Source organism: Synechococcus sp. R6-7 (genome assembly GCF_047461695.1).
Classification (GTDB): domain Bacteria; phylum Cyanobacteriota; class Cyanobacteriia; order Thermostichales; family Thermostichaceae; genus Thermostichus.
On sequence record NZ_JANSHS010000277.1, the window covers coordinates 1 to 5,113 of the forward strand.

General features: G+C 58.4%; 5 protein-coding genes. 3 read left to right on the forward strand and 2 right to left on the reverse strand.

The annotated features are described in order from the left end of the window. Positions 1-55: 55 nt before the first annotated feature. Complete coding sequence (gene secA / locus NW815_RS08625; protein WP_414389641.1) at positions 56-2,929, reverse strand: preprotein translocase subunit SecA; 2,874 nt, start codon at positions 2,927-2,929, stop codon at positions 56-58. Between the two features lie 228 nt (positions 2,930-3,157). On the opposite strand from secA, the gene NW815_RS08630 reads away from it, so the two are divergent. The 3 genes from NW815_RS08630 to purU are packed head-to-tail and all read left to right on the forward strand — an operon-like array spanning position 3,158 to position 4,651. Next, positions 3,158-3,481 (forward strand): TatA/E family twin arginine-targeting protein translocase, encoded by a 324-nt coding sequence (locus NW815_RS08630; RefSeq protein ID WP_414351361.1) that lies wholly within the window; start codon positions 3,158-3,160, stop codon positions 3,479-3,481. Between the two features lie 33 nt (positions 3,482-3,514). Then, a complete protein-coding gene (locus NW815_RS08635; RefSeq protein WP_414343737.1) occupies positions 3,515-3,745 on the forward strand; it encodes a hypothetical protein in 231 nt (76 codons plus the stop codon). A gap of 57 nt (positions 3,746-3,802) precedes the next feature. Continuing rightward, entirely contained in the window at positions 3,803-4,651 is an 849-nt protein-coding gene (gene purU / locus NW815_RS08640; protein WP_414389636.1) for a formyltetrahydrofolate deformylase, read from the forward strand. On the opposite strand, the gene NW815_RS08645 is transcribed toward purU, so the two are convergent. Then, positions 4,652-5,113 (reverse strand): ABC transporter ATP-binding protein (locus NW815_RS08645; protein ID WP_414389634.1); only part of this gene is annotated, 462 nt, incomplete at its 5' end.

The window sequence follows — 5,113 nt, forward strand, 5'->3', positions numbered from 1 at the left end:
TTGAGCTTATCATTGACTAGAGTCATGCTCCCCCGCTGACTTCTCTCTACGCCAATTATTCTTCCGTGAAATCGGCTTCCACCACCCCTGAAGCAGAGCTGGGATCAGGGCTGGCAGCCGCAGTGGGTGCCGGAGCCGGTCGCGATGCCTGGGGCACTTGCACAATCTGGGGAGTAAAGATGAATAGGTTGTACACCGTGTTGCGGCGGATGTTGTCCATCATCTCCAGGAACAGCTCGTAGCCCTCGTTCTTGTACTCGATCAGGGGATCCTTCTGACCGTAGCCTCGCAGGCCCACAGCTTCCCGCAGCGCCTCCATCTGCTGCAGGTGTTCCCGCCAGAGGGTGTCCACCTGTTGCAACAGGAAAAAGCGCTCTGCCTTGCGCATCAAACCGGGCTCAAAGGTATCCAGAAAAGCCTCTTTGGCCTCATAGGCCAGTTCTGCCTGCTTGATCAGGTAGTCCAAGATCTGCTCGTAGGAGAGATCCCGCAGGTCTTCAACCTTGAGGTTTTGCTTCAGGAGCGGCACAAACTCCTGCATCTTGGCGGTCAGCTTGTCAATTTCCCACTCTTCCGGGGGCAGCTCTGGGTTGACATGCGCTCGCACGATCTCGCCAACGGTTTTGCGCACATAGTCAAGGATCTTGGTCTTGAGGTTTTCCCCCTCCAAGATGCGCCGCCGCTCTGAGTAGATGGCCCGCCGCTGGTTGTTCATCACCTCGTCATACTCGAACACCTGCTTGCGCATGTCGAAGTAGTACACTTCCACTTTTCTCTGCGCATTCTCCAGGCTGCTGCTGAGCAGCGGGTGCTCGATGGGCATATCCTCCTCCACCCGGAACATGTCCATGAGCTTGGCTACCCGCTCGCCACCGAAAATCTTGAGCAGGTTGTCTTCCAAGCTGAGGAAAAACCGCGAGGAGCCGGGATCCCCTTGTCGCCCGGCGCGGCCCCGCAGCTGGTTGTCGATGCGGCGGGATTCATGGCGCTCCGTACCGATCACATGCAGGCCCCCCAGCCTCACCACCTCTTCGTGCTCGGCCTCAGTAATTTTTTCGTACTCGGCTTTGATGCTGTTGTAAACCTCCCGCAGTTGCAAAATTAGCGGATCCTGCACCGGCGCTTTCTCGGAAGCTACTGCGATGAGATCCTCCACCACCAGCTCCGGCAGACGGTTCAACCCGTACTTGGTCACCGCTGCCGCCACCACTTCGTCCAAGGCTTGGCTGGTGCGGGCCGACAGCTCACAGGGGTAAAAATTGGGGGAGACCACCGTCCAGGATTTTTTCGGCTTGGGTGCTGTCCCACCAAATCCCTGGCCACCCCCCCGTCCCACCATCTGAACGGATCCCAAGGGGTTGTCGGCGTCCAATTGAGCCAGCTTGGGCATCAGCCGTTCCCGCAGCTTGAGGCGGGCCATGTACTCCGCATTGCCTCCCAAGATGATGTCCGTGCCTCGACCGGCCATGTTGGTAGCAATGGTTACAGCGCCTTTTCGCCCCGCCTGGGCAATGATCTCCGCCTCCCGCTCCACGTTTTCTGGCTTGGCGTTGAGGAGGTTGTGGGGGATCCCCATTTCCTTGAGCATGGCCGAGAGGCGTTCGGATTTTTCCACGCTGGTGGTGCCCACAAGGACGGGGCGCCCCTGGGCGTGCATGTGGGCAATTTCCTCGGCAACCGCTTGCCACTTGCCCCTTTCGGTCTTGTACACCAAGTCGGGGGCATCTTTGCGGCGGATGGGTCGGTTGGTGGGGATCACCGTAACTTCCAGGTTGTAGGTTTTGCCGAACTCGGCCTCCTCAGTGCGAGCCGTGCCCGTCATGCCGGAAAGCTTGGGATAGAGCAGAAAAAGGTTTTGGTAGGTGATGGTGGCCAGGGTTTGGCTCTCGCTTTGAATCGGCACCCCCTCTTTGGCCTCCACCGCCTGGTGCAGCCCATCAGACCAGCGGCGGCCGGGGAGCACCCGCCCGGTGAACTCGTCCACGATCACCACCTCTTGATTGCGGACGATGTAGTGGACATCCTTGATGAAGAGCTCTTTGGCCTTCACCGCGTTAAAGACAAAGTGCGCCCAGGGATCCTTGGGATCAAACAGGTCAGAGACCCCCAGCAACCGCTCGGCGGCTTCAAACCCCTCGTCGGTAAGGATGACGTTGCGGGCTTTTTCATCCACCTCATAGTGTTCATCTCGGATCAGCTCCCGCGCCACCTGGGCTGCCCGCAGGTATTTTTCGGAGGGGCGAGCCACCTGACCGGAGATGATCAGGGGAGTGCGGGCCTCGTCGATAAGGATTGAGTCCACCTCGTCGATGATGCAGTAGTTAAAGGGCCGTTGCATCACCTCTTTGATATCGGTGGCCATGTTGTCCCGCAGGTAGTCGAAGCCCAGCTCGCTGTTGGTGCAGTAGGTAATGTCGCAGTTGTAGCTGCGGCGCTTTTCTTCGGGTGACATGCCCTCTTGCACTAGACCGACCGTCAGGCCCAAGAAACGGTGCACCTGCCCCATCCACTCCGAGTCGCGCCGCGCCAAGTAGCCGTTGACGGTAACGATGTGAACCCCCTTCCCAGTCAGGCCGTTCAAGTAGGCAGGCAGGGTGGCGACCAGGGTTTTCCCCTCGCCGGTTTTCATTTCGGCAATCTGGCCTTCGTGCAGCACCATGCCGCCGATGAGCTGTACGTCGTAATGGCGCAAGTTCAAGACCCGCTTGGCAGCCTCCCGCACCACGGCAAATGCCTCCGGCAAGAGATCATCCAGAGATTCTCCTCTGTCTAAGCGCTGGCGAAACTCCGTGGTCTTGGCCTTGAGCTCCGCATCCGAAAGAGAGGCGATCTCGATCTCCAGCGAGTTGATCAGCTTGACGACAGGACGGTACTGCCGGATCTTCCGATCGTTAGGATCCCCAAGGAGCTTTTGTAGGGTTTGGAGCATGGGCAAGCCTAGGCCAATGAAGAACATTGATTAATGATGCGATCTTACCATTTTGACTTGGCCGGCCAGGGAGAGGTGGGCCCAGATGAGCTGAGAGGAGAACACCAAAGCCAACCAAAGCCATCAGAATGGATGAGGAGAGCCGGCAGTTACTTGCAGTCCGCGGCAAGAAAATGTCACTCTAGGGAGGCGAAGGGATCTCGACCAAACCGTACTCTGCCGAGGCTCATGAATTTTTTGGGTGTTGGACTGCCGGAAATGTTGGTCATCTTTGCGGTGGCTCTCTTGGTTTTTGGGCCCCGCAAACTGCCGGAGATTGGTCGCACGCTGGCCAAAACCCTGCGCAGCCTGCAGGATGCTTCCAGAGAGTTCGAGGCGCAACTGAACAAAGAGGCCCAAGAGCTGGAGAAAGCCACCCGCGGGACAACGGCTGCTGCCACTCCCAAGGCTTCCCGAACAGCAGTCACCGAGTCAGTTGCCGATACGCCCCCCCCAGAGACGGATCCCGTCCCATCCGTAGCCGACGACGCTCAAACAGCAGACGCTGCCTAACCTATGGCCCGCTTTAACCCCCTTTGCTTCGGCATGGAAATCACGCGCTTGTTCGAGCAAGGGCAGTCCTACTTCGCTCCTGCTAAGGTGGAGACCTGGCTGCGGCAGCATGGCCAAAACCCGTCTGACTATGAGATCTCGTTTCACCAGGAACTGCCCCCTGCCGGCTCTTCTGCGGCGATGTGGATTCGCATCGACTTGAAGCGTTGGGATGGCCAGCCGGTGGATCCCTGGCTATTGGAAGAGATCAACCGGGTAGATTGAGAATGGATTGCTCTTGGGGAGAGCCAGTCCCCACAAAGTTGAGGCTGTTGTCTACCGATGCCCAGTGCCACCCTGTTGGTATCTTGCCCTGATCAAAAAGGGCTGGTAGCCAAGCTCTCCAGCTTCATCTACAGCTACGGCGGCAACATCATTCACGCCGATCACCATACGGATCCCGAGGCAGGACTGTTCTTGAGCCGCATCGAGTGGGACTTGGAGGGCTTCCAACTGGAGCGAGGGGAAATTGTCCCCGCCTTTTCGGGTATTGCCCGTGGGATCCAAGCCAACTGGGAACTGCATTTTTCCGACACTCGCCGTCGCATTGCGTTGTGGGCCAGCAAGCAAAGCCACTGCCTTTTGGATCTGATCTGGCGGCAAAGGGCGGGAGAACTGCCCGCCGAGATCCCCTTGATCATCAGCAATCACCCCGACCTGGAATCGGTGGCCCGCTCCTTCGGTATCGATTACTACCACATCCCCGTTTCTCCAGAGGGCAAAGCCACAGCCGAAGCCCGTCAGCTCGCTCTCCTGCAGGAATATCGAATTGACCTGGTGGTGTTGGCCAAGTACATGCAGGTCTTGAGTGGGTCGCTGCTCCGCCAAGCCCCGCCGGTCATCAACATTCACCATTCCACCCTGCCCGCCTTTGCCGGAGCCAACCCCTACCACCGCGCCCATCAACGGGGGGTGAAGATCATCGGCGCGACTGCCCACTATGCCACCGAAGATCTGGACGAAGGGCCGATCATCGAGCAAGACGTGGTGCGGGTCAGTCACCGCGATACCGTTGCCGACCTCGTCCGCAAAGGCCGCGACATGGAACGCCTAGTCCTGGCACGGGCAGTGCGGTATCACCTGGAGAATCGGGTGCTGGTGTACCACAACAAAACGGTGGTGTTTGCCTGATCAGCCCGCGGGCGCAGCGTCGCTCAACGGGATCCCTTTCTGGTTTCGTAGGAGAGCCAAGATCTCGTCCTTCACCTCTTGGAAGGAAGAAGTGCGCTTGAGACTGTAGTCGCGCCGACTGGGGAAATCAACCCGGAGCTCCCGTTTCACCCGCCCAGGATGGGACGTGAGTACATAGATGCGCTGGGCCAGAAAGACGGCCTCTTCCACATCGTGGGTAATCATCAAAATTGAGGTGCGCGTGCGCTGCCAGAGATCCAGCAAAAACTCCTGCATGGTCTCCTTGGTTTGCACATCCAAAGCGCCAAAAGGCTCATCCATGAGCAAAATCTTCGGTTGGGCCGCCAGAGCTCGGGCAATGGCCACCCGCTGCTGCATACCGCCCGAAAGTTGCTTGGGCAGGGCCTTAGCAAAACGCTCTAGACCGACGATATGTAAACTACCCGACCCTGACTGCTTCGC